The organism is Tissierella sp. P1 (genome assembly GCF_002266425.1).
GTDB classification, from domain to species: Bacteria; Bacillota; Clostridia; order Tissierellales; family Tissierellaceae; genus Tissierella; species Tissierella carlieri.
Map to the genome: position 1 here is coordinate 1 of NZ_NPMN01000086.1, position 881 is coordinate 881.

1 protein-coding gene is annotated in these 881 nt (G+C 35.8%); it reads right to left on the reverse strand.

The window, feature by feature from the left end; genetic code table 11:
• Window positions 1-58: 58 nt before the first annotated feature.
• Window positions 59-881 (reverse strand): IS3 family transposase (locus CIW83_RS21825; protein WP_143598624.1); only part of this gene is annotated, 823 nt, incomplete at its 5' end.

Here is an 881-nt window from a genome sequence, read left to right on the forward strand (position 1 = left end):
TGACCCCAATAAGTTAGACTTTGTAGCGTAGTAGTTTTGTGAACTGCTACGCTATTTTTTATGCAGCCGAAAGGCTAAGTCTGTATTCTACAGGACTCATCCATCCAAGCTTCTCTTTAATCCTTTTCTCGTTGTAATACTTAATATATTTTTCTATCGAATTTTTAAGTTCTTCATAACTGTAGTAAACCATACCATAATACATTTCCTGTTTCATAATTCCAAAGAAGTTTTCCATAGGAGAATTATCAATGCAGTTTCCTTTACGCGACATACTCTGAAATATTTTGTTTGATTCAAGTACACGAATATATGCTTTCATCTGATATGCCCAACCTCTATCAGAATGGAATGTTCTCCTGTATTTACAATCTGAGGTAATCTCTATTGCCTCATTTAAGGCTTGCATTACATTTTGGCCTGATGGTCTTGGAGAAATGCTATGACTTAGGATTTCTCTATTACATAAATCCATAAATGGATCCAGGTAGAGTTTTTTGATAAGCATTCTCCCTTTTTGATCCACCTCATAATATTTGAATTCCGACGTATCAGTTGTAATCTTCTGGTGAGGAATATTTGTATCAAAACGTCTATTAATTCTGTTAGGTGAAATCTTACCAACATTCCCTTTGTATGAGCTGTACTTACGACTTTTGCGAGTGAAAGCAGTCACCTGAAGATTAAGCTTTTGCACAATACGCTGAACCTTCTTCTTGTTGATGAGCAGTCCTTGCTTTCTTAAATCGCCATGAATCCGGCGATAGCCAAAATCCTTATGTTCCTTACGGATATCTAAAATTTTCTGTTCTATCTCCTGATCTGGATTCTCCCTTTCAAAACGCTTTTGCCAATACATATATGTTGATTTTGGGAAACCT